The organism is Cytobacillus praedii, assembly GCF_001439605.1.
GTDB lineage: Bacteria > Bacillota > Bacilli > Bacillales > Cytobacillaceae > Cytobacillus > Cytobacillus praedii.
This window is the reverse complement of sequence record NZ_LMBX01000002.1, coordinates 58,513-83,212: the sequence shown is the minus strand read 5'-3', so window position 1 is coordinate 83,212 and position 24,700 is coordinate 58,513. Positions and strand designations below refer to the sequence as shown.

General features: G+C 37.1%; 19 protein-coding genes. 12 read left to right on the top strand and 7 right to left on the bottom strand.

The annotated features are described in order from the left end of the window. Nucleotide 1 precedes the first annotated feature (1 nt). The 3 genes from ASU02_RS02385 to ASU02_RS02375 all read left to right on the top strand — a co-directional run bounded on the left by ASU02_RS02385 (nt 2) and on the right by ASU02_RS02375 (nt 5,003). A complete protein-coding gene (locus ASU02_RS02385; RefSeq protein WP_057760603.1) occupies nt 2–1,258 on the top strand; it encodes a TRAFAC clade GTPase domain-containing protein in 1,257 nt (418 codons plus the stop codon). Between the two features lie 3 nt (nt 1,259–1,261). Beyond that, the gene (locus ASU02_RS02380) at nt 1,262–3,988 is read left to right on the top strand and encodes a GAP1-N2 domain-containing protein (RefSeq protein WP_057760601.1); all 2,727 of its coding nucleotides are present in this window, start codon (nt 1,262–1,264) and stop codon (nt 3,986–3,988) included. Nucleotides 3,989–4,244: 256 nt separating this feature from the next. Next, nucleotides 4,245–5,003: an alpha/beta fold hydrolase gene (locus ASU02_RS02375; protein WP_057760599.1), complete on the top strand. Its 759-nt coding sequence runs from the start codon at nt 4,245–4,247 to the stop codon at nt 5,001–5,003. On the opposite strand, the gene ASU02_RS02370 is transcribed toward ASU02_RS02375, so the two are convergent. Beyond that, a complete protein-coding gene (locus ASU02_RS02370; protein WP_057760597.1) occupies nt 4,992–6,134 on the bottom strand; it encodes a LuxR C-terminal-related transcriptional regulator in 1,143 nt (380 codons plus the stop codon). The genes ASU02_RS02375 and ASU02_RS02370 overlap by 12 nt on opposite strands. Nucleotides 6,135–6,356: 222 nt before the next feature. Between ASU02_RS02370 and ASU02_RS02365 the strand changes: the two genes are divergently transcribed. After that, nucleotides 6,357–7,112: an SDR family NAD(P)-dependent oxidoreductase gene (locus tag ASU02_RS02365; protein WP_057760595.1), complete on the top strand. Its 756-nt coding sequence runs from the start codon at nt 6,357–6,359 to the stop codon at nt 7,110–7,112. Between the two features lie 39 nt (nt 7,113–7,151). Further along, a complete protein-coding gene (locus ASU02_RS02360) occupies nt 7,152–7,895 on the top strand; it encodes an SDR family NAD(P)-dependent oxidoreductase (protein WP_057760593.1) in 744 nt (247 codons plus the stop codon). A gap of 102 nt (nt 7,896–7,997) precedes the next feature. On the opposite strand, the gene ASU02_RS02355 is transcribed toward ASU02_RS02360, so the two are convergent. Continuing rightward, nucleotides 7,998–8,222, bottom strand: coding sequence for a MerR family transcriptional regulator (locus ASU02_RS02355; RefSeq protein ID WP_057760591.1), 225 nt, complete (start codon nt 8,220–8,222; stop codon nt 7,998–8,000). A gap of 622 nt (nt 8,223–8,844) precedes the next feature. Here ASU02_RS02355 and ASU02_RS02350 point away from each other — a divergent pair. Both ASU02_RS02350 and ASU02_RS02345 read left to right on the top strand, forming a co-directional pair. Then, entirely contained in the window at nt 8,845–9,567 is a 723-nt protein-coding gene (locus tag ASU02_RS02350) for a 3-ketoacyl-ACP reductase (protein WP_057760588.1), read from the top strand. Nucleotides 9,568–9,744: 177 nt separating this feature from the next. Beyond that, on the top strand, nt 9,745–10,563 hold the full coding sequence (locus tag ASU02_RS02345) for an alpha/beta fold hydrolase (protein ID WP_332307610.1): 819 nt from the start codon (nt 9,745–9,747) through the stop codon (nt 10,561–10,563). A 381-nt stretch (nt 10,564–10,944) separates the two neighbouring features. On the opposite strand, the gene ASU02_RS02340 is transcribed toward ASU02_RS02345, so the two are convergent. Together ASU02_RS02340 and ASU02_RS02335 are read right to left on the bottom strand one after the other, a co-directional pair. Continuing rightward, nucleotides 10,945–12,093 (bottom strand): pyridoxal-phosphate-dependent aminotransferase family protein, encoded by a 1,149-nt coding sequence (locus ASU02_RS02340; RefSeq protein WP_057760584.1) that lies wholly within the window; start codon nt 12,091–12,093, stop codon nt 10,945–10,947. Between the two features lie 328 nt (nt 12,094–12,421). Further along, nucleotides 12,422–15,523 carry an ATP-binding protein gene (locus ASU02_RS02335; protein ID WP_232426130.1) on the bottom strand — a complete coding sequence of 1,034 codons (3,102 nt, stop codon included), beginning with the start codon at nt 15,521–15,523 and terminating at the stop codon, nt 12,422–12,424. Between the two features lie 255 nt (nt 15,524–15,778). Here ASU02_RS02335 and ASU02_RS02330 point away from each other — a divergent pair, with 255 nt between their 5' ends. Beyond that, a complete protein-coding gene (locus ASU02_RS02330; protein ID WP_057760582.1) occupies nt 15,779–16,630 on the top strand; it encodes a mechanosensitive ion channel family protein in 852 nt (283 codons plus the stop codon). 230 nt (nt 16,631–16,860) lie between these two features. Here ASU02_RS02330 and ASU02_RS02325 read toward each other — a convergent pair whose 3' ends face one another. Then, nucleotides 16,861–18,066, bottom strand: coding sequence for a DUF418 domain-containing protein (locus ASU02_RS02325; protein WP_057760580.1), 1,206 nt, complete (start codon nt 18,064–18,066; stop codon nt 16,861–16,863). A gap of 151 nt (nt 18,067–18,217) precedes the next feature. On the opposite strand from ASU02_RS02325, the gene ASU02_RS02320 reads away from it, so the two are divergent. Beyond that, nucleotides 18,218–18,931, top strand: a complete 714-nt coding sequence (locus ASU02_RS02320) for a response regulator transcription factor (protein WP_057760578.1) — start codon at nt 18,218–18,220, stop codon at nt 18,929–18,931. Further along, complete coding sequence (locus ASU02_RS02315) at nt 18,928–20,694, top strand: sensor histidine kinase (protein WP_057760577.1); 1,767 nt, start codon at nt 18,928–18,930, stop codon at nt 20,692–20,694. Before ASU02_RS02320 ends, ASU02_RS02315 begins: the two co-directional genes overlap by 4 nt. Before the next feature lie 22 nt (nt 20,695–20,716). Here ASU02_RS02315 and ASU02_RS02310 read toward each other — a convergent pair whose 3' ends face one another. Beyond that, nucleotides 20,717–21,952, bottom strand: a complete 1,236-nt coding sequence (locus ASU02_RS02310) for a helix-turn-helix domain-containing protein (RefSeq protein ID WP_057760574.1) — start codon at nt 21,950–21,952, stop codon at nt 20,717–20,719. Between the two features lie 121 nt (nt 21,953–22,073). On the opposite strand from ASU02_RS02310, the gene ASU02_RS02305 reads away from it, so the two are divergent. Together ASU02_RS02305 and ASU02_RS02300 are read left to right on the top strand one after the other, a co-directional pair. Then, nucleotides 22,074–23,369, top strand: a complete 1,296-nt coding sequence (locus ASU02_RS02305) for an MFS transporter (RefSeq protein WP_057760572.1) — start codon at nt 22,074–22,076, stop codon at nt 23,367–23,369. Nucleotides 23,370–23,470: 101 nt separating this feature from the next. Continuing rightward, a complete protein-coding gene (locus tag ASU02_RS02300; protein WP_057760569.1) occupies nt 23,471–23,752 on the top strand; it encodes a hypothetical protein in 282 nt (93 codons plus the stop codon). 400 nt (nt 23,753–24,152) lie between these two features. Here the strand turns inward: ASU02_RS02300 and ASU02_RS02295 are convergent, their stop codons facing one another. Further along, nucleotides 24,153–24,581: a VOC family protein gene (locus ASU02_RS02295; RefSeq protein ID WP_057760567.1), complete on the bottom strand. Its 429-nt coding sequence runs from the start codon at nt 24,579–24,581 to the stop codon at nt 24,153–24,155. Nucleotides 24,582–24,700: the final 119 nt, after the last annotated feature.

The window sequence follows — 24,700 nt, the reverse complement described above, 5'->3', positions numbered from 1 at the left end:
GATGATCAGCATGTTTAAGAATTTGTTTAAGAAAGAAGAAATTAAAGTGAAGCCGCCTTTTTATGATATTGTCTGTCCTTATTGCTTTGAAAAGTATCAGCCAGAGGATGTGGTATTCCGGGCAGCTCATCATCTGGAAGATGATGAAGATTATGCACTTCAGGAAGATGAAGAGCTGAATAAATATCGAGCAAAGTTTGGAATGGACTCTGCCCCAGAAATGGAAGCAGTACTGCATCCAAAATACATTCATGATGACGATAAAGTATATGCAGATGGTGTACTAGCTGCTATTACAGATTCACATGGAATCGTTACGAGAAAGCGGCTTTGTCCTGCTTGTCATAATGAACTGCCCATTAATGCTGGTAAAGTGCCAAGCAATATTATCTCGATTGTTGGAGCATCCTCGGTAGGTAAATCAGTATACATGACTTCCTTAATCCATACCCTTCAAAATACGACTGCCTACAATTTTAATGCAGCATGTATGCCATTAAACGCAGATGTTAGCCGTAAATTTAAAGAAAAATATGAAGATCTTATTTTTGAGAATGGCAGAATGCTGCAGTCTACGAGATTAGAGCTGCAGGAGCCTTACATTTTTCAATTAATCTTTAAAAATGAAAACCAGGCACCGCTCACTTTAGTCTTTTTTGATGTTCCAGGTGAAGGAATGGTTGATCAGGATTTTCTATCTATTTTTGCTTCTCACATTAAAAATTCAGCAGGGATATTATTCCTTGTCGATCCATTGCAGATCAAGTCAATTCGGGAACGGATGCTCATTCATTTAGATAATCATGGAGATGTATCAGAACGATATGCTGAGCCTCGTGATGTCATTCTGAACTTGTTTGAGAATTTTATTGGCCATCAAGATAAAGGGAAAACATCTATTCCGACGGCTGTTATCCTTACAAAGAGTGATTTATTAAATACACTTGCTGAAGAAGATGGCGCCTATATTCGGCCGAACAGTAATTTGTTTAATAACTATGTACATACAGGAGCTTTAAATCTAATAGAATTTGAAAATATTAATGGTGAAGTCAGAAGACTTATCGAGAAGATTGATCGCCCCTTTAAAGATGCTTTAGATGTGTACTTTACAAATACTGCCTTTTTTGCTGTATCAGCACTAGGTACGAATCCAGTAAATAAGGAAATAGCTGGAGTAGTAAACCCCATTCGGGTCGATGAACCGGTTATATGGCTTTTAAACCAGCTTGGCTATATTGAAGGAAAGGAATACTAGGTGATGTTACAAATTCAGCAGCATATGTACACAAGGGAGAGGGCAGGGATTTTTACGACCACTCCTGGATACGATACGATTGCTAAATCGAAAGGGCTCGATAACAATTTTATTAAAAAGGTCATCCACCCTCTCTGTTCTTACTATCCTCCAAGAGAACTTTCGAATAGTGGAGTAAGAGATGAAGGAAAGTATCCAAAGTCAAAGCTTATTATGGTTACTGATACAGGAGAATTGATTTTTGGACAAAGTGTTTATAAAGAATCGGACTATACAGGTGAGAGGGAAACCTTCTTCTCCCATAATATGATTATTCCTAAAGAAAGAGCGAAGGAGTATCTTTATGTAGCCGATACAGTTTTTGGAAGTCTCCCTTTCCGTACAGACTATGAACTTACTAACGGGAGCGAATTGGAAGAATTAGATACTCTTCCTTTTAAAAACGGGCATTTCCGCCCGCTACATTCAATTTTGAACGAACTAAATATCTCATCTGAACAATGTATGCAGTTGATATTTGCACTGATTTCTTCATTAACAACAAAGAAAAAAGTGTATGTCTCCTTACCTGGCGATATAACAGCGGCAACTGAATCTGCTTATCATTTAACCTATTATTTATTTCAATGTATTCCATATGAACTAAGGAAGTATTTTGGTTTTATTTCATATGCTGCAGAACCCCAAAGTAAAAAAAATATTAATCTCATGTTTGTTGAGAAAGGAAGCATTCGCCCGAATGATCGTTTAATAAGCAAGGACTACGTTTTTGATTTTGCTTTCCATCATTTTATCAATGCAAACGAAAATTTAGATCATCATCCTTTTTTTGAGTTTATATTTAGAAATTTACAGCAAGCCCCTTCAAAGCTAGCAGATTTTTATACGTTTGCGAAAACAGCATTATTTGATCAAAAAAGCCTTTCTATTCAATCTTATAATGAGTTAGTCTCTCTTTACGCTATTAAAGATGGAGGCTATAGCAAAACTAACAGTAAGCTTTCATCCCTTTATAAAAGTTTTCGCTCATTTTTAACGAGTGATAATATTAGTCAAAAAACAGAGCTATATCAGGTCTTAGTGAAATTAGTACATGATGATGCCGCAAGAATTTCTAAGCATTCATTGCCTGATGATGAAACAATTGCGGAAATTTTGCAGCTATCCACTTTATTTGCTCCAAGAGATCTCAGCAAAATTTATCAATATTTAGTGGTTTCATTATATTATGGGGCAAGTGATGTAAATTATTTAAATCAAGTATATGAATACATAAAAAGATACCCAATCCTGTTTAAAAATGTGAATGCAGCGATCTTGAAACAACCGAAGCTGGTCCCAGTAATTTTAGAAGCCTATGTAGAACTAAGATTAAATAGTATGGCTACCTTAAAAGAAGTACTAGAAGAGATAAGATATTTGCTGGATCAGAATCCTGAGGTATTCGATAACCAATTGATTAATGATCTGACGAGAGAAAGGCTTGTCTTAGTTTTTCGAAAGGAAAGAAATCGATTAAGAGCCTTTCAAGAGGTGCAAAGAAATTTAAATGCTGGAAGAAATTTGAATGATCGCATTCAATTGTTTAAGAAGGCTATGATTACGAGCTTGTCTAAAGAAGTGATGAGCGGTTTGAAGATGGAATTATTGAGTCCAGATGAATTCGATCAAGCTGCCGCCATAGCTAATCATATTCCAGGAGAACGGATGAGCGCTGAGATTAAGCAAAAAGTCGAACTTATTCACCTTGTTCATGACATCATGGAGAAAAGGTATTTGTCTAATCCTGAACGTTATGTTCTCCATTCTAGTTTTGACAAACTTCAAGCAATCATTATTAAGTTAATCCCGACAAGTCATTTAGAAGAGCAAACAGAAAGAATTGCTTTAAGTTTTTATAACAAAGGCCACAAAAATGATCATCTCTACCACTATGATGAAATGTTTTCATTTGTAGATTCAAATGGAGGCATAGATGAAATGAGAGTCTTTTTACAGCGTTTCCTTAGAATATGGGGCGCATCCCAGGTAAATGATCCTGCTTTCAAAAATGCTGTAGAAAGATATTTGAGTACTCATTCAAAGGTGATTTTTGGTGATAAAAGAGTCGAAAAAAGATGGGAAGCTATTCATCCAATGATAAAAAAGGCGATGGAAGAGGTTAAATTCCAGCGTTTAAGCGCTATAGGTAAATTTATTTATAAGAATAAAAAAGCGGTGGTATCCAGTTTGATCGTTTTGATCAGCTTGGTCATTGTTGGCGGAGCAGGCGGACTTGTCTATAAGCAGAAAATGGATGAAAAGGCAGCAGAGGCGCTTGCCGCTCAAAAAGAAAAGGAGGAAGCAGACAGGAAAAGAGCAGCCGAAGAGAAGGCAAAAGCTGAGCGTGCAGAGGCAGAACGAGTTGCTAAAACCTTGACACTTCAAGCAACGGGGATAACATACAAGGATGTTAATAATGATGGAGAGATTTCTAATTCAGATGAAATAATTATAGTGGTTTCAAATGAAATAGATATGACGAAGCTCTCAATTCTTGAGCACTTGGAAATTTATTATAAGGAAGAGAAAATAGAAGTCAAAAATATATCAGAAGCAGATATAGTAGTAGAACCAAATGCAGAAATTGTGAATGTGAAGATTTCGGAAAACAATCTAGCTGCTATCAGTCCAATAGCAGAGAAGGTAATTAATGAGGCAAAAGAACATAATGAATCATCGGAAGTATAATTTTTTTACTTAGTTTTTGTGAGTGATTGTTCATTAATGAAAATCAATTAGATGTACGATAAAAGCCTGATCATTTGAGAGCATCAATTCAAATGGATTCAGGTTTTTTATGTAGAGAGTTCTAGGCGTTTCTTCGATTGTTTAGTCTAATAAGCGAGTCATCAGCAGTTATTTCAATTATTTGCTGATTTCCGTATAATTGTTTGATAGAGAAAGATGAGAAAATAGATCATATATAAGGGAAGATGTGAACTTAATGGCAACATACGTATTTGTACATGGTGCATGGCATGGCTCATGGTGCTGGGAAAGAGTCATACCATTACTAGAGAAACAGGGGCATCTTGTCTTGACAGTGGATTTACCCGGAATAGATTCAGAGAAAACACACGATGTATCTATAAATTTGCAAAGATATACAGATTCTGTAATAAGTGTGATTGATAAAGCAAATGAGCCTGTCATCCTTGTTGGGCACAGCATGGGAGGGATTGCAATCTCTCAAGCAGCAGAACGTCATCCAGAAAAAATCAAATCACTTATTTATGTTACAGCTTACATGCTTAAAGATGGGGAAGCGATGCTGGATATTATTAGAACAGATAAGGAATCCTTGATTGCACCTAACTTAATTCCTTGCAATGAAGGTACTGCCTTTAATTTAAAATCTGACAAACTGATAGATATTTTCTACGGAAGCTGTGATCAGAAAGATATTGAAAATGCAGTGTCTCGTATAACATCACAGCCATCAGCCGTTTTTTCGGAGAGATTATTCCTAACAGACGAAAGATATGGAAAAATTCCTCGTTATTATATTGAATGTCTCCAAGACAGAGCTATCACGAATGAGTGCCAGCAGGATATGTATCATGCTTTACCATGTAAAAAGGTGTTTACATTGAATACAGATCACTCTCCTTTTTATTCAAAACATGAGGAATTGGCTGAAATTCTTCTTCATGAGGATAGTGTCTACGAGCCATCTGGGAAAACGGATGTTTTATTCGATTAGACCGAGACGGAAAGCGGAGGCAACGACTTGTGTGCGATTTTTGGCATGTAGCTTTGTCATAAGGCTGCTAATATAGTCTCTGACGGTGTGTTCACTTAAATGCAATAATTCTCCCATTTTTTTGTTGTCATACCCATCGGCAAGAAGGTCTAGGATCATTGTTTCTCGTTCAGTCAATTGAATATCTGCTAGTCTATTTCCTTCATCATGATTTCTTGAAAGGTATAGTCCAATCCGTTTTCCGGCCTGTTCGAGTAAGATTAACTCTTCCTTCGAACAATCAAATTCTTCCCCTAACTGATCAAATGTTAACCAGCCTAATAATTGCTGCTGATTAAATATAGGAACAAAAATAACTGAAGAGAGATTGAACAGCTTGATATGTTCCTCCCTTACATAATTATGAGGATTTTTAAGAAATATTGGCCCCTTCATATTAAAAAAAGTATTCTGTTTATTAAGCTGTCCTCTCATGCTTTGAACCTTTGTTAGTTCAGATCCAATGACCCCGTAAAATTGATTGGACCAAGGAATGTAGGCGTAAAATACACATCTTTTATAGTGAAAGATATCCTCGCATTTTTTTAGAATATGTGCAAGATTATTACTGCCTGAAGTACTGATTAGAATCTCGTTCAATTGATCTAGTAAATATAGTCTTCTAAGTTCTTCGTTTTCCTCTGCCTTTTTAGAAAATGTACGTTCCGTTTCAGTATCACTACGTTTGCTATAGCTGTGAAACAGATGGGAAAAAACGGATGATAGAAACATTAGAATGGGAATATTGCGGTTATGCTGTTTTAGATTTGCCATTAAAGTAAGGACTGATTTTTCAAAAATAAAGAAAAAATAATTAAAAATTCTTGTGTTCAAAATAGTTATTTGTGATTGCAGCCAAGTATCTAAATGATCCTCATAATTATTGCTGATATCTTCAATATCTGATTGAGACAAAAAATATATAAAAGAGTCTAGCAGTGTACCAATTAGTATTCGATCTTCTTCAATAATAGTAGGCTCTAGGTTTTTGTATATCGTAATATTTTCTCTAATTTGCTTGCTATGACTTTTAATAAAGATGATGAATTGTTCAAAATCTATTTCTTCATAGTCATGGGAATGCTGCTTCATACAAATTCATTCTCCTTAAAACAATTTAACCCTATAGATGAAGGATAATCTTCTATGTATTATACAGCAATATGGAGGATAGTAATTCAAAGCGGCAGTAGTAAAATTGAATTATAACAACAGTGACTCTTTCATGAATAGATCATTTAAGTCCACTTATTAAAGAGAATGAAGTGATTAGCAGTGGATTTAATAAAATGAAGAAAAGGAAAGGTGATACCAATGAGACTTGATAATAAAGTAGCCATTATTACTGGCGGTGGAACAGGGATTGGCAAAGAAACCGCATTGTTATTCGCAAAAGAAGGAGCCAAAATTGTTATCACTGATATAAACCAAGAATCTGGACAACTAGCAGTAAATGAAATAAAGGAAAACGGAGGAGAAGCTCTATTTATCCGTCATGATGTAAGTAAGGAAGAGGATTGGAAACTAGTTGCTGAAGAAACCATTAAGCGCTTTGGGAAAGTGGATGTCCTGTTCAATAATGCAGGGATTTATATGATTAAACCGCTTGCTGAAATTGAATTAGAGGAATGGAATCGTCTCATGTCTATTAATGTAACAGGCGTATTCTTAGGGATGAAACATATTATGCCATTAATAGCAATAAACAAAAAAGGATCTGTCATTAATGCGTCATCTATTGCCGGTTTAACAGGAGCTCCTGGCCATGTGTTATATGGGGCAAGTAAAGGAGCTGTCCGTATGATGACGAAGGATGCGGCTATGGAGTATGCTGCAGCTGGAGTTAGAGTAAATTCGATTCATCCAGGGTATATTGATACTGGTATGGCAGACTATGCATCCCAAGTAACAGGAAACTCAAAAGATCAACTAGGGAAAGATCTATTCCCTTTGGGACGACTAGGGGCTGTGAAGGATGTAGCTAATATGGTTCTATTCCTTGCTTCAGATGAGTCCGCCTTTTCAACAGGGGCAGAATTTGTCATTGATGGTGGAGCAACAGCAAGATAATTGGAAAATCTTAAGAATTTTATATTGGAGTGACACATGATGAGACTAGAAAATAAAGTGGCGATTATTACAGGCGGAGCAAGTGGAATTGGTGAGGCAACCGTTCGTTTATTTGCTGAAGAAGGTGCAAAAGTAGTCATTGCCGATTATTCTGATCGCGGACAAGAACTTTCTAAGGAACTGAATGCAAACGGGTATGATACTTTGTTTGTCAAAACAGATGTAACAAAAGAAGACGAAGTAAAACATATGATTTCTGCAGCTGTCGATAAATACGGAAAGCTTGATATTATGTATGCGAATGCGGGGATTGCTAATGATGCAATCGCACATGAGCTATCTTATGAGCAATGGAAGAGAACGATTGATATTAATCTGTCAGGTGTATTTCTTTCTGATAAATATGCGATTGAACAAATGCTTAAACAAGGGACAGGCGGGGCAATTGTTAATGCTGGCTCTATTCATAGTCATGTGAGTTTACCAAATGTAACGGCCTATTCAGCTGCAAAGGGTGGAGTTAAGCTGTTAACGCAGAATTTGAGCGCTGCCTATTCAAAGCATGGAATTCGTGTGAATGCTGTTTGTCCAGGCTATATTGATACACCGTTAATCGGTGGGGTTGATCCGAAAGTGAAGGAATATCTTGCTTCTCTGCACCCAATTGGCAGACTTGGTAGACCAGAAGAAATTGCCAAAGCAGTATTGTTCTTAGCAAGTGATGATGCCTCATTTGTAACTGGAGCAAGCTTGCTCGTAGACGGTGGATATACGGTGCAATAACATTTTGACGGAAAAAGAATGAAATAGGAGCCTATTCTCAATATGTGAATAGGCTTTTTTTGAGGTTTAAAAGGTTAATTATTTATTTGATTTTAAAACCTTTTATTGTTGCCTAAATAGAGTTTCGACTTTTTTCAGCTTAGCATCTATAAAGTCCACAATTCGTTGAAGTTCATGTATTTGAGATATAACTTTTTCTTTATAATTCAATAGAGTTCTTTTTAATTTGGGAACAGAACTAAGTTTTTCTTTTATAGGCAATTGCAAAATATTTTTCATTTCATTTAATGACACGCCTGTTTTCTTCAGGCAAATGATCAGTTCCATAATCTCTATACTTCTTCATCGTATATTCGATGTCCATTTTGTTTTCTTTGTCAGTTCCAATCCAACACCAGAGTTAGCCCCTGTAATCAATACTACTTTACTCTGTTCCTTCATTTAATTCTTCCTTTCTGTGTCCCCAATAGTAATTACAGAATATTACTTGGAGTAAGCACTAGGTCAAGAAAAATATCAATAAATAACTTCATCTAAACGACAATGTAAAATTGAAAACTTATACAGTTAAATGGCCCTTTCAGGCAAAAAAGCACAGATCCATACATTAGAAATGCCCGCTTTTATTGAAGATTGTTCTTGAATATCCATACGGAACAGATATTTAAGAAACTTGATTATTCTAATTTCCATCATACATCCATATATTTTTCGATAGTTACTATCAAGAGCACTTTCCTCCATGATTGTAAGAGTAAAGGGCTTACCGTTAATTACACATTACAGCAGCTCACATTCTCCTTTGAAATTTTGCAAAGAGGTCTAATTTACTTGTCCCAAAAGCAACTTACTTGATTACATATATAGGAAGGAATAAAATGTATAAATCTTCTTCTGTAATGAATGTTGAAATAGAAGAGCAAGATATACTGGAAAGGGGACGTTTATATTGTCACAATCATTAAAAGGAAAAGTAGCAATTGTAACAGGTGCAGGCAGAGGGATTGGCCGAGCAATAGCAACTGCGTTAGCAAAAGAAGGGGTTAATGTTGGTTTGCTTGCTAGAACTGAGGATGCCTTGAAAGAGGTAGTAAGTGAAGTTGAAAGCTTAGGAGCTAAAGCGGCATATGCAGCTGTCGATGTTTCATCAATGGATCAGGTTGAACAAGCAGTTAAACAATTGACAAGCCAGCTTGGTACAGCTGATATTCTTGTAAATAATGCTGGGACAGGGAAATTTGCGTCTCTATTAGATATGGATCCAGAAGAGTGGAAGAGAACGATTGATGTTAATTTAATGGGGCCATATTATGTTACACGTGCGGTTCTTCCGCAATTAATTGAAAAAAATGGCGGGGACATTATAAATATTTCTTCTACGAATGGACTAAATGGGGCTGCTACATCAAGTGCCTATAGCGCATCTAAATTTGGGCTGATTGGTTTAACTGAATCGTTGGCTCAGGAAGTCCGCAGAAACAACATTCGTGTAACTGCATTGGCTCCAAGCACAGTTGCTACTGAACTTGCTGTACAAAGCAATTTAATTAACGGAAATGAAGAAAAATATATGCAGCCAGAAGACATTGCGGAATTTGTTGTGTCACAATTAAAATTGCATCCGCGAATTTATGTGAAGACAGCCACACTTATTGGAACGAACCCATTTTAATAGAAACACCTATTCAATTAAATAAAGAAAATACAATCAATATAAGTTTAAATCCGAGTCTCACTGTCGAGGCTCGGATTTTCATTTTTATTGGGGTGACCTGTCCCAGGGAATGAAATGGTATATGTCCGAATATAGTTGTATCAAAAAGAGGTTATGAGGTGGAGGGGGATGTCGATGCTGGCAGGAAAGTATATTGAAGTGGATTCCGGTATTGAATTGTTTGTTCAAGAAGCTGGAAGTGGAGAGCCTATAGTATTTATCCCAGGTTTTACATTTACAACTGAGGTCTTTTCTAAACAAATAAAGTATTTTTCAAAAACGAATCGTGTGATTGTTATAGATCCTAGGAGTCATGGAAGATCGACAATGTCTATTCACGGGAATGATTATATAACCCATGGATCTGATTTAACTAAAGTACTTCAAGCTTTAGATGTGAAAAATACTAGCCTTGTTGGGTGGTCCTTTGGCTGCTTAACAGTTTGGGAGTATATAAAGCAATCTGGAATAGACCAAATAAAATCATTAGTATTCATTGATATGCCGCCTAAATCCTTATCAATGAATAAGGATGATTGGGTTGAAGGGCCATTGGATGATATAGCAGCAATTTATAATACGTATTTACGAAATTCTAGCGGACAGAGGGAATTTATTAAAAATTACATCACTCAAGTGATGGTGCAAAGAGATCTTGAGGAAGATGAATTAACATGGCTAGTGGAGCAATCGTTAAAAACTCCTTATTATATTGCAAGTAATTTATTTTCTTCAGGGATGTTTTCTGATTATCGGGAAGAAGCAAAAAAAGCAAGTCAAATTGTGCCTGCTCTCCTAGTTGTTGCGGAACATTGGGCAGAAAGTGCAATTAACTATACGAAACAAGTAATTCCGAATGCAAAGATTGAAGTGCTTGGAGGACATATGATGTTTTGGGAGCATAGTGAAAAGTTTAATGAACTTGTTCAGAGCTTTTTTAATGAGATAAAATAGATAGATAAAAAAACTGGCCATTTGGGAGCTTGCTTGCATTGAGATTTGATCATGTTTTTTATGACATTTTAGGATAGTCTTATAAAGTACTATTATGAATTTATTATATTAGGAGAGTTAGTTTCTAATTATACCAATCCTTATGGAGGAACTAATTTTTTGCGGTGATGTTGAAAAAGGTGTTAACCAACCAAGGAAGAAGTAAAAATGTTCATTCTTTTCTTGGTTGGTTTGTTTTTTTCTTTCTTTATAATTGAAGAAGGTTAAACAAAGTATAGACAACTTAAAGATTAGGCAGACATGGAGGCGATTTTGCTTCACAACGAAAACAGAAGAAAACACGAACTTAAATTTCAGTATTTCTTCCTAATTCATTGCAATTTATTTTCTATTTAAAAATACCTTTTGTGCTGCAGTGATACCTGCACCAGGATCGAACGAATAGTTGAAATCCTGTAGTCCCGCTTCCATTATAGAAACTGCTTCAAGAATATCACTTGGAAAGCAATAGCCCATATGGCCAAATCTAAAAACCTTCCCTTGTAAAGGACCCAGACCTCCAGCAAAATCCAGATGGTATTCTTTTTTTAAGTAGCCTAGATAATTGCCAAGATCCAATCCTTCCGGAGTAAGAATTGTCGTGATTGTTGGTGAAGCGAATTCATCACTAGTGAGAAGACCGATATTTAAAGATCTCATCGCTGCCCGGACCATATCTCTCATGAGAGCGTGCCGAGCAATTGTTTGCTCATAGCCTTCTTCTTCAATTAAGTCACAAACAGCTGATAGACCATATATGAGTGTAATCGCTGGTGTATTTGGCGTCATGCCATTTTCTGCCCAATGACGATAGCTTAAAAGGTTTAAATAATAGGAAGGTGTCTTATTTTCCTCAATAGCCTTCCATGCTCGATCACTGATACTTAAAAGGGAAAGACCAGGTGGAAGCATCATTGCTTTTTGTGATCCAGTTACTAAAATATCAATCCCCCAATTGTCCATTTCCGCTGGTGCACCGCCAATACAACTGACTCCATCTACAATAAATAATGCATTTGTCTGTGAATGAACAACCCTTGCTAATTGGTTAATCGGATTGAGAATGCCGGTAGATGTTTCGTTATATGTACAAAAGACCGCCTTAATATTACTCAAAGGCATGAGGAACTCTGCTAGTATTTCTTCCGTACAGGCCTCTCCCCATTCAATCGCAAGCTTATGTACGTTAAATCCATATGCCTCGCAAATTCCCACGAAATAATCACCAAATGCTCCGACAGTAATAACAACCACATCTTCTCCTGGTGAAACAGCATTAACTGCGGCAGCCTCTAATGCAGCAGTTCCACCAGATGGCAATAATAAAATATCTTGCTTCGTTCCAAACAGTGGTTTAACTCGTTCATTTATTTCACGATATAGTTCAACGAAATTAGAACTGCGATGGCTATATATATCTTGAGCCATTGCTAATTGTACTTTCTTAGGTATGGGTGTAGGTCCTGGATGTCTTAAAATATTTCTGTACATTTCCAACTCCTCCTTTTTCTTAAATTAGTTATATCTAACTATAAAAAAACCATTTTGTCTAATTATTCTATTTATTTTCTATTGAAAAGTAAAATAAGAATATATTTTGAACGGCACCTTAGTTTTGCTATGGCTAAATTTACTGTAGAAGAAAAATTACTCCCTTCAACAATTAGTGTTAGGAGAGGACAATTTGAAATAGCTGCCCATCAATCACAGAAAAAGAAGTTTGGGAGAACTTTAACTGTAAAATAGATTCCTTTTGATTAAGCAATGAATATATTCAAGCTAAATTGGAAGAATAAACAAAGGAATGAACCATAGAGGTTCATTCCTTTTCATTAGGTATACGAAAGGCAATAATCGTACCGTGATTAGGCTTACTTTGAATGCTTAGCCCTTCTCCATAAAGCTGCTTTAATCGGCGATCTGTGTTTCGTATTCCCACACCGATTCTTTCCTGAGTTCTGTTTTCTGTTGCAAAAAGCTGCTCCAGCTTTTCTTCGCTCATACCTATTCCATCATCCTCAATGGATATTTCAACATAACTCGGCTGTTTTTTTATTCGAATGGTAATTGTCCCACCGTTTGTGCGCTGTAAAATCCCATGTTTCACGGCATTTTCAACTAGCGGCTGTATGGTTAAAGGGGGTAAAAAGATAGGAATAGCAGTATCCACATCCCATTGTACATTTAGCCGTTCACCAAACCGTGCGTGTTCGATAAATAAATAGGAGTGAACGAGAGAAAGTTCATGCTCTAAGGTTACGAACGGGCTCGTGTTTTCAAAATCAAAGCTTAAGCGCAAATAATTACTAAATTCTTCTAAAAGCTCCTGCATTTTCGAAATATCCATCATCCCAAGAGCTGCAATTGAATTAAGCGTATTAAAGAGAAAATGCGGCTGGATTTGTGATTGCAGCCAAGCTCCCTCTGTACGCAGCTGTTCTTCGATGGATAATTTTAATTCTGTTAATGATCGCACCCGTACTTTTAATTCGGAAGCATTAACAGGCTTCATTACATAATCACTTGCCCCTGCTTGAAAGCCAGTTAATATGTCCTCTGAGCGGACGCGTGCTGTTAATAGCAGAACAGGCAGTTCGGAGAGAGAAAATCTTTCCCTGATTCGACGTGTTAATTCAAAACCTGAGATTTGAGGCATCATTACGTCAGAAATAACTAGATCGTATAGCCCTTCTTTAAGTTTAGCCAAAGCCTGTTGTGCATTTGTCACTGCAATAATCTCGTAATCTTCTACTTCAAGAATTTGCTTGAGGACATGTAAATTAACTGGATCATCATCGACAGCCAAAATTTTTGCTTTTATTTTGGAAGTATTTATCTTTTTATGAGCTGGCTGAACTCGTTCAGGCTGTTCGATTGTTGCGGCAGCTAATTCTTTTGGGTCATTTATATACGCGAAATGATTTATTTCTTTTTCGAAAAATATATCATCTATGATTGGCAGTGTGAAAGTAAATATTGATCCTTCCCCAAGGGTTGAACGAACAGTTAGTGACCCTTCATGTAATTCTACTAATAACTTGCAAATGCTTAATCCAAGCCCAAATCCGCCACTCGCTCTAGTGGAGTTTTCTGCTGCTTGTTCATAAGGGAGGAAAATTTTTTGCAATGCCTTTTCCTCAATTCCAATTCCAGTATCTTCTATATGAATATAGGCTAAGCCATTGTTCAATTCAGCACGAATAGAAATCGTTCCTTCATCCGTATACTTGATTGCGTTATGAATTAAATTAAATAGAATTTGAATCAATCGATTCTCATCGGCCCTAATAGCTGGAAATGAATGGGGGACATCCACATGAAACTGTATGGCTTTTCCATCAGCCATCAGTTTTGTCAGATCCAGTACACCTGCTATGATGGCGTGAATATTAATTTTTTCTATATTTAATTGAAGAGTTCTTTCTTTCAATCTTGACACATCAAGTAAATCGTTCAGCATTATTGACATTCGTTTACTTACATCCATCAATATTTCTAAGCGCTTTTTATGCCCTTTGCTTGGGGGAGTCACTTTATCTTCCAGGATAGTTTGAATGATATTCGTTATCCCATGCAAAGGATTTCTCAGTTCATGAGATGTATTAACTAAAAACTCATCCTTCCGTTTATCTTCAAGCTGAAGCTTATTAGCCAGCTTCTCAGCCTTTGTAGTTATTAAGAAATAACGTTTAAACCAAAAAGCGGTAAAAGCAAGAACAGCAAAAATGAGATCAAAAGGATAATGCAGGTTGATCGGTGCCGTAATTGTCCAAAGAACATTTACACCAACGCTTATACATCCAAGCAGCAAAAAAATGAGTTCTTCGTTATTTTTTTGTGTCTTTTGCAGCATGATTGTTGCGATTGAAACGACGATTGAGAGAACTAAAGCTGAGCTAAGCAGTACTTTAGAAGTCATGATAATGTACTTAGGTTCTGCTAGCAGAACAAAAAAGGAATAGAGTATACAAAAATAGGAATGCCCACGTACGATCCAATTTTTATTTTTTAAAGGATATAGGCTATTGATAACCAATGGAATAAAGGCACTTACACCTATATAGGCAAAATAAATGATCTTTAATGACCATTCGTATTCAAGCGAAACCCATTTAAATAATAATTTCTCATCAGACACTAGTACACTGAGAAGGGCAAATAAAAGCAAGATAGAGAAGTAAAGCAATCCTTTGTTTGGCCTGGACCCAATAAAATTTGCAATGAGTGCATATACACTATGTAATAGAAAAACAACACATAGCAGCAGCTGTAATCCAATTGAAAGAAAGGTTCTTAGATTAATTGCTTCTATTGTTCCTAAGCGAAGCGGTTTAAGCAACCCGCCTTTTTTGGCGTTGCTAGAAACATGGATGACTAGTTCAATTTCATTATGGTCAGGTTTAAATGTAACAGTGTAGGGAATGTTATTGCCATAATGGTTTTCGAGATTTGTGGCGGGCTTTCCAGTTTGTCCGATTAATGGACCATTCACGTATACTGCAGAAGCATTATAAATATAATCTAATCTTAGCGCGTAAACTTGATAACTTTGGTCATCAAGCAGGATCCGCAATTTATATGTACCAAAGTAAAAAGAAGAATTATGTACCTTAGGGAATGCATCGTTCCAGTTTCCAGGGACATTCAGAAATTTTTTATTTTTGTCATCAACTTCATCATTTTGTTGTCCGGGCGGCAGAAAAGTGGAGGGGTAAAACTCCCACTCTCCATTTAGTGTAAGTGTTTGGGCAGTGGTAAACTTTATCCCGCGTAAATCAAGCACGCCTTGTTCAACCTTTGGATTGTCTTCATAATCAAGTGTAGTTAAGAAGGTCATCCAGCTTAAGCGAAAAGCAGTAATGAAAATAACGAAAATGATAATAAGCGCGATCCATTTATTCCTTTTTATTGATTTCATCATTCTCTGTAATAGGTTCCTTTATCATTTTATTTTTACTTCTATGGGATGGGGAGTGGCTGTACTAAATAGGATAGCAAGATAAACTATACATTTTCTATACTACACGAATAGGTTTTCAAGAAATACCATATTTTTAGTAAAAAGGGCTGCAAATTTACTATTTTACACCGTCCTAATAATTAATAATTGAATGATAAGGACTTACCCTTTAAGATAAACTATGTGAAAAAGCATGAAAGGGAAGGATGAATCAGTTTGTTTAATTATAAGACTTTTGATTGGGAAAGTTTGCTAATAGATGCCGGAGTAAAAGCTCTGGAGGTTATCGGAATATTAATCGCTTTTGTAATCGTTAAGAAAATTGGCAGAAAGGTTTTAGACCGGACGTTTCTTAACATGAGCAAGCGGAAAAATATTTCAGAAGGCCGTGCATTAACACTGCATAGGCTAGCTGAAAATATTTTATCGTATAGCTTAATCTTCATTCTTGCTGCTTCATTATTTAATGCATTTGGCTTACCTGTTGCAAGTTTAATTGCCGGAGCAGGTGTGGTTGGACTTGCGATCGGTTTTGGAGCGCAAGGACTTGTTAGTGATGTTGTTACAGGCTTTTTCTTGTTATTAGAAAAACAATTAGACGTAAATGATTACGTAACAATTGGCAATATCGATGGGATTGTAGAAGCGGTAGGCTTACGAACAACGCAGCTTCGAAGCTTCGATGGAACATTAAATTATATCCCGAACAGAGATATTATGACTGTCAGAAATCATTCTCGCGGAAATATGCGTGCGCTTGTGGATATTGGAATTGCTTATGATGAAGACATTGATCATGTGATTGAAGTGACTCAGGCAGTTTGTGATCAGATGGCTGCAGATAATCCTGTCATTGTGGAAGGTCCGAATGTCATTGGTGTTCAGGCATTAGGTGCTTCCGATGTTGTATTGCGTGTGATCGCCAAAACAGAGAATGGAGAACAATGGGCAGTGGAGCGCGATATTCGTAAGGCAATCAAAGCTGCTTTTGATGAAAATGGCATTGATATCCCATACCCGCACCAAGTAATGATCCATAAAAACGAACAAAATCCTGGAAAATCATAAGGAAGGTGGCTTTGCAGCCCCCTTCCTTTATTTATCTGTCATTTCTATTCCCGTAGAAAAGGGGTATTTGATTTTAAAAACTAGTGATATGCCGCAGAAAAATGCGCCAATTACCCTTCAATTCATTACGCTGATAGATGAAATCCTTCAAGAAATCCTGTTATTGCAGCAATTTATTTAAATAAAAGAGAAGATCCCTCCAAAAGCTGATGGGATATCTTCTCCAATGATTAAGCCTGCTTTTCTATTTGAACGTTAGCAGCAACTGCTGTTCCTGTCTTCTTCTTCGAATTCCCGCTCCATTTTAAATATGTTCCAATTCTCATCAGCTTTTCAAAAGGACCTACCTTCCAAATCTTTAAATAGAAATGGCTGGAGATGACTTGAAGACCGTAAATGGAAATGGCTAATAAAATTCCATTAAGTACACCGATTTGACCAAACAATCCAATCCCGTATCCATAAAAGATTGTTGTACAAATAATGCTTTGAAGCAAATAGTTGGTCATGGATAAACGTCCAACATTTTCAAACAGCTTTAGAAAGACTGGATTTACTCCCTTTGCATATAGAAGGGCAAAAGCAAATATATAACCAATTGCTAATAATGGGGCTCCCAAAATTTCTGCCACACCTGCCCAAACGGTATTTGGCAGTAAATATGGAATGCTCTTTAGAAGCAAGCCGATAGGGACGAGTATACTTGCCAAACGTACATACCGCTTTCGTTCTTCGTTTGGCTGGGTAAACCAGTTCATCTTTGCTGCATACATTCCAAACAAAAATAATGGGCATAGCATAAACGGTGTTAATAAAATGATAAATAAATAGGCAGCAGGAGGAAGGCCAAGCGGATCTTCTCCGCTATTCCGAAAATCTTTAATGTCAGAATAGCTGCCATCTGCATAAATTAGATTTGCCTTTTGTACGTACGAGTCTATTCTTTCAGCTTCTTCTGGTGTTTCCATCATATTTCCAAACCCGATGAGCGATGTTAAAATGAGCAAAGTAACAGCCCAAATGAAGATTGTTTTTGGCTTGCGGTTTAAGAAGATCATCATAATTAAGCCTAAACATCCGTATGAAAATAAGATATCGCCTTCCCAAACAAAAGTGGAGTGCAATAACCCGAGACCAATTAGAAGGAAAAAGCGGCGGGCGAAATGCCGCTTCACCTTCCCGCCATTCTCTTCTAGCTTTTCCTTCATTTTGATCATAGAATAGCCAAACAGGAACATGAAAATTGGCATAAAGCTGCCTTCGACAAAAATCTTTAGCCAGATATTTGCCGCTTCATCACCAGCAAATAACTTAAAATGTTCAAGTTCATCCATTCCCCATATCCCATATTGAAAAATAAGCATATTCGCCATTAAAATACCTATTAAACTAAATCCTCTAATTCCATCAATTATTCCTAATCTTTGTTTCATCATACCTTCTCCTTTATACGTATCTGTATACTCCTACTCTACTTTTTTCAGCTTTCAAGACAATGAACAAAACTTTACTATTAGATAAATTTTTTCCATTTCGTTCAACTGTTCGTAAAGTTGCTATGCTACGATATGGGGGAGGTGGATACACATGGAAACAAAGAACATCTTAATTGTAGATGATGAAAAAGCAATCGTGAAAATGCTGGAGTTAATGTTGAAAAAGGAAGGATTTCAGCATATTTATAGAGCCCATTCAGGCAGTGAGGCACTTGAAATTGTAGAGAAGCAAAACATCGATATTATTATTCTCGATGTTATGCTGCCAGATTGCAGCGGATTTGAGCTCTGTCCGAAAATCCGTGAGAAAACGAATGCTTATATTTTATTTCTAACAGCCAAGATTTCTGATCTTGATGTGCTAACCGGGTTTGCAACAGGCGGGGATGATTATGTCACAAAGCCATTTAATCCGCTTGAAATCGCAGCAAGAATAAAAGCATATCTTAGAAGGGAGCCTGCTTCAAAGGCACAACCTGCATCTGCGGCCACAAAACTATATGATTTTGGACGATTTATATTAGATGAGAGTGCCGGAGAATTAATCGTTAATGGAAGACCGGTCGCATGCCCTACACAAGTGTATTTGCTGCTGCTTTATTTTTGCAAACATCCGAATATCGTGCTTTCTAAAGCAAGCCTGCTAGAAGCGGTATGGGGATTTGAACATTATGTTGATGATAATACAGTTTCTGTTCATATTAGAAGAATTAGAGAACGGATTGAAGAAGATCCGAGCAATCCTAAACTGCTGCTCACTGTCAGGGGCCTTGGATATAAACTAGTAAAAGGAAACCAATTATGAAGCGTTTAAGAAGGCGTCTATTCCTCCATTTCTCCTTACAATTTATTTCGCTGGCAGTTGCGATTATTATTCTATTCTTTTTTATTTTATTTATTGCAGTTATTTGGATAACGAAGGATGAATCTAAGTACAACTACTATCAGACGAAAATTGAAAGTATTTCGATGAATACTGGAAATTCTATGAAAGAAATTACTATGCTTGATGGCTGGGATAAGGATTTTGCTGGGGATGGAATCTGGGTGCAAATCATTAATCATAAAGGGGAAGTCATTGAATCAGGCAATGTTCCAGAAGCGATTCCGAATCAATACAGCGAGCATGATTTACATAAAATGCAGGAAACAAACGAGCTCCAAGGCTATTCCCTCTGCTTCTATCTAGAAACTCTGTATGAAGAGCCTTATTTATTCATTTTAGGATATGAAGATGAAGCGCGTAAATTGCTGCAGCAAATTGTTGCTGAATACGGTAAGGAAGGCATGGTTCCGAAAGCACATTTGAAACAGGTGGAGGATAAACTATTATCGGTTGATGGATTGATAAAAATTTATGATGCAAATGAAAATTTAGTCCAGTCATTTGGCAGCCCGTTAGATCTTGATGAAGAGCTTCCGCTAGATGTATTTGTCAGAAAGATGGCTCCTGATATTTATTCGATGAAAACAGCGATAGTGAAGGATCCGCAAACGCAAGCATTATGGGTTCTCTACACACCGAATGAAAATAAGCAGGAGATCAAGTTCGATTCACTGAAAGACATTATTATTGCGTTTGCTGCATCTGGAGTAATCGTTCTTGTGATTACCATTATTATCTCCTTTTGGAATGGCTTCCGTTATGGGAATCCGCTTTTTATTTTTACTAGCTGGCTTAGCCGGATGGGGACGGGCAAGTACAATGAGGTATTAACAGATAAGGAAAAGAAACTTATTTTCCGGAAAAACGGGAAGGTCCGGCTGAAATATCGATTATATGCTGAGGTTTTTCAAGCATTTTATGCGATGGCAGAAAAATTAGATGCATCAACAAAGGAGAGGGAGCAGCTTGAGAAAACAAGGGAGGAATGGATGACTGGCATCTCCCATGACCTGCGTACCCCTTTAACGACGATGCAAGGCTATGGAACGCTATTGGAAAGCGGACAGTATGATTGGTCCAAACAAGAGCTTGAAGATATAGGGAAAACAATTGGCGAAAAAAGTGCCTATATGCTAAGCCTTATTGAGGACTTCTCTCTAAGCTTTCGATTAAAGAATAACGCTTCGCTTGTTGATTTTCAGTTGATTGAAGTGAATCAGCTGTTATCAAGCATTGTAAGTAAGTTCAAGGAGGATATGACATTAGCAGACTATCAGCTATCGTTTCTTCCATTAAATCATAGTTTATCTCTTCAAATAGCCAAACGCTGGTTTGAGAGAATGATAGATAATTTACTATATAATGCGATTATTCATAACCCGCCTGGAACCAGTATTAAGATCATTATAGAAGAAGATAGTCAGAACGGCCAGCTCATGATTATGGTTAAAGATAACGGCATCGGCATGGATGAGGAGACAAGAAAAAACTTATTTAATCGTTATTATCGAGGAACCAATACTGATGAACGAGTAGAGGGGTCTGGATTAGGAATGAGTATTGCTATGCAAATTGCTGGGGTGCATAATGGGGAAATTATCGTTGATTCAGAGATAAATAAAGGGACACTGGTTACCGTTAGTATCCCGCTTCCTCAGCATAACAAGCAGTCGGATATATGAGTGAAACAAGCAGAAGAGAATGTTACTCTTCTGCTTGTTTTTTTACTTTTATATTTTGATAGGTACTAATGCAGAATTCTTTATACAATGTATTTGGCAGCGGGTTGTAATTTTCCATTGCCTTTTCTGCAGATTGAATAGCAGCATTCAAATTGTTCTGTTCTAAATGGCAAAGAGCAATAAAAACGTCGGCAATATAAAAAATGGATAAATCAAACGGGTGATGAATATTAGAAGGGATCTTGATCTCCTTGAAACAATGAAGGGCCTCGGAAAAATGACCAAGTCCAAATAATGCTCGTCCTTTTTCAACTAAGAAATATGGCTGATAGTAATCTGGTTTTTTCTCGTTTGCAAGTGCTGTATCAATAATATTAATCGCTTTAGCATATTCATGCTGTTCGGTAAGAAGTGATTCAATATGTATGAGATCGACAAACCATTTTGAATTGTTGTCATCAGTAAATTCTTCATATTGATTCAGCTTCCGAATGTAATATTCTCTCTCTTCAACGTTTTTCGACATCATTGCATATCCAGCAGCAAGCCGGTATAAATCATCAATTAAGTAAAATATTCGATTCTCTTTTGAAAAGGTTATTGCTTCATCCATCACCCGTGTGGCAGATTCTGTGTCACCGATTGCAAAGAATAATGCTGCTTCATGATAATCTAACAACAACCTCGTCATTGGATCAATATAAGCATGAGTAGTTTCAATTTTACGGCGTTCACTTAAATGGATGTGTAATGATTCGGTATAGTCATGTGCAAAGAATTTCTCAACCGAACGAAAAACACCAAGTGATGCCCTTCGTGAAGTGAGGTTCATCTGATCATAGATTTGTGCAGCTTTTTCTAATAATTCCTGCCATCCATCCCTTTTTTCATAGTAAAGTGAGCGGCTGTAAATATCTAATAAGCGTGCTGATTCGTATCCGTTGGCAAGTCTGCTTGAATAAGGCTCAATGAGGGCAATGAGCTGCTTATATTGATCATTCACTTCTTCAAAATCTTGATTATAAATCTTTTCAGCCTGTTCAAGAATCTCCCGCAATTCCTGCGAACTGACTTCCTCTAATAAGTCAGTTACCTCCACACCTAATTGCTGTGCGATATAGGATAGGCTATCCATAGATGGATTTGCCTTATTATTCTCAATGAGACTTAGCATGCCTTTTGTGAGTGCGTCACCTGCTAACGCTTCTAATGTCATTTTCTTTTGTTTTCGTAATTTACGTATGCGTTCACCTAACATGGTTTAAATACACTCCTGTTTTGAAAGTTAGTTTAATTATATTAAACTTTTTATTGAAAAGGAAGAGGGGGGATGTTATGATTTGTTTAATTAAATTAAACATTTTGGAAGGTGTGTTATTGTGGAAGATGCACTGAAACTAAAAAAGGCAACCTATCATTTATGGACATTTACGATTAGTAAACTGATTTCAACGTTCGGGGCGAATGTGTATTCATTTGCAATTAGTTTTTATATTCTGCAAATGACTGGATCTGCGACGAACTTTGCCGCAAACCTTATTTGCAGCTTGCTGCCTCGAACAATCGCCGCACCATTTGTCGGGTATGTGGCAGATAATTATTCTCGAAAGGCAATTATCATTTGCTCACAGATTGCAACAACGATTGCAATTGGAGGACTCCTGATTGTGAGCTTATATTCAGGTCTGTCTCTTGCTGCCATTTATATAACTACATGTATATTATCCATTACATCGACTTTTTCCGGTGTTACTTTTTCCTCATCCATTACAGGACTTGTAGATGAAGCAAGAATACAGAAAGCCATGTCCTTAAACCAAATGTCTATTTCTTTTGCCTCAATAGGCAGCCCAGCGGTAGGGGGACTTTTATTCGGTGCTGTTTCAATGCCGGTATTCCTCATTATCTATATGATTGCCTCTAGTATAGCTATCGTTCTTGAATCAACAATGAACTTCAAACTGTTCGCAAAAAGGAAAGGAAAAGTCGAAGGGGAGAAGAAAGAGCCGATGTGGCAAAGCATGAAAGCTGGATTCAATTATTTGAAATTGCAGCCATTACTAATCATCGTCATCTGGATTGCACTTCTTGTTAATTTCCTTTTAGGTGCATTTGAGGTTGGCTATTCCTATATTCTAATTGAAAAGTTAAAAATGACTTCACAGCATTTTGGGCTTACACAAGGTGCATTTGCAGTAGGAATGCTCCTCATGTCACTCTATTTTTCAGTAAGGAAAGAAGTGAAATTTCCACTTCTTGTCTCAAAAAGGGGGATTTTAGGAATGGGAGCCATTTTGTCAGGTATTTCTATTCCACTAATGATTTCACTATCTGATATTCCGATTTTTGCTTATTATGTGGTGCTGATGTTCAGTTTCGGTACAATCATTATTCTTGTTAATACTCCATTGCAAGTAATGATGCAAAAACAAATAGATGATGATTATAAAGGACGTGTTTTTTCTTTATTTGAAACGATGGCAATGGCTCTCATGCCATTGGGAATGGTTTTGTATGGTTTCTTATACGATGTGCTGCCAGCTCAATGGATATTAATCATATCAGCTGCTCTTCTTATCGGAGTGGTCCTTTGGCTCGCTAGACCAGCAGTGATAAGAAGGGTGTATCCAGAGCTCAAAAGGGAAGAGCCAAAGCGTAAAGTAGAAGCTGTATAAGGAAAAAGCACTAAAAGCTTGAAGAATTCACTTTTATCTTTTTCTTTCCTGTATAATAACAGTACATTTGAAAATGGAAATGTTAGGCGAGGTGAATTCAGGTGAAAAAGGGGATGGCTGCTCTTGGCTGCTTTTTTATCGCAATTGCTGCTTTTTTGTACGCAGCAAAACATATAACCGCTGCACTAATGTCTGCTTATATCAATACGCCAGATGTAACTTATTATGAAGGAGCTTACGATCTAATTGGTTTTGGCATGACATTTTGGATTATGCTCTCTCTTTTTGCCGGACTCCTATTCTTACTTATTGGCATATGGCCATCTATAAAGGGATTGCTTCAGGTGAAAAATCCAAATAGTAGGTTGAACAAAAATGTATAAGAAATAAAAAAGGAAATAGAATCTCTATGAGAGAGGTACTATTTCCTTTTTTCTATATCAGAAAGTATACCCTTTAGGGTTAGAGAGTTGACTAGCTTCAGCGCCTATCGCCTATCAAACTTCAGGTCCCCTCCGCAACGATTGCGTCAACATCGGTTCGCTATTGCTTAACGTGTTTCCTTTACCGAAAGAACCGGTCCTTCCGGTTTGTACGTCGATGACTGAGGCGCTTGCGTTTTTCGATATGTCTAGCTCCAGCGCCTATCGCCTAACAAACTTCAGGCCCCCTCCCTACGATAAGTCAACATCGGTTCGCTCCCGCTCAACGTGTTTCCTTTATCTCAGTCGCGGTCCTTCCAGTTTGTACGGCGATGGTCAAGGCGCTTGCGCTTTTCTAAGATTACATGCCAGTTTCTCCACTGTCATGGCTTAATTGCCATCCAATGCCAAATTTATCAGTTAATTGACCATAGCATTTGCTCCAAAATGTTTCTTGGAGCTCCATGCCGATAGTCCCGCCTTCTTTCAATTTATTAAATACCGATTTAATTTCATTGATGTCCTTGCTGACAATGGCAAGGGTAATGTTATTTCCCTGGGTGAAAGGCGATCCAGGAAACGTGTCGGAGAACATAACCGTGCTCCCGCTGATCGTTAAGCGTGCATGCATGACTAAATCTTTTGCTTCCTCTGGAAGCGGATATTCTGGGTTTGGCTTTGAATCGCCAAAGGCCATAATCTGCGGTTTCTCTGTCCCGAAAACCTCAGCGTAATATTCTACTGCTTCACGGCAATTTCCATTAAAAGTCAAGTAAACTTCTACTGCCAATTTCACCACTCCTCTAAAATAATCAGTATAATACAACCTCATTATAACCATTAACACCCAATCCAATATACACTTTCAAAAAAAAAAGATAAAAAAGATTAAAAATTTAGACTTTTCTT